Origin of the sequence: Niastella sp. OAS944 (assembly GCA_024809215.1) — a bacterium.
Taxonomy (GTDB): Bacteria; Bacteroidota; Bacteroidia; order Chitinophagales; family Chitinophagaceae; genus Niastella.
Genome location: JANUBW010000020.1, coordinates 5,444 through 6,063, shown reverse-complemented (window position 1 = coordinate 6,063; position 620 = coordinate 5,444). Strand labels below are relative to the sequence as shown.

The window sequence follows — 620 nt, the reverse complement described above, 5'->3', positions numbered from 1 at the left end:
CAACCACTCACACTGGTGAGATTAGCAGTGTAAGTACCAGTCGCATTTATAGTTTGGCCATTCCAGGTGTATGGCAATTGGTTGGTACAGATGGCTGTATTGGTGGTACTGGTGAGTGTTGGGCTCACTGTTAATACCAATGTGGCAATAGAGTCGCAACCGCTTATACTTGTTAAGTTAGCAGTGTAAGTACCAGCCGCGTTGATAGTTTGGCCATTCCACGTGTATGGCAATTGGTTGGTACAGATGGCGGTATTCGTAGTGCTGGTTAAAACTGGGCTTACAGTTAATATCAATGTAGCAATAGAATCGCAACCGCTTACGCTGGTCAGGTTAGCGGTATAAGTGCCGGCCGCATTAATGGTTTGTCCGTTCCAGGTGTATGGCAATTGGTTCGTACAGATGGCTGTATTGGTGGTGCTGGTAAGTGTTGGGCTCACTGTTAATACCAACGTGGCGATAGAATCACAACCACTGGCCGCAGTCAAATTAGCGGTATAAGTACCGGTAGCATTAATGGTTTGGCCGTTCCAGGTGTATGGCAATTGGTTCGTACAGATGGCTGTATTGGTGGTGCTGGTAAGTGTTGGGCTCACTGTTAATACCAACGTGGCGATAGA

1 protein-coding gene is annotated in these 620 nt (G+C 46.9%); it reads right to left on the bottom strand.

Going from position 1 to position 620, the window contains the following annotated elements:
* A partial coding sequence (locus tag GGD38_RS37285; protein ID WP_375303976.1) for a hypothetical protein occupies positions 1-620 on the bottom strand: 620 nt, incomplete at both ends.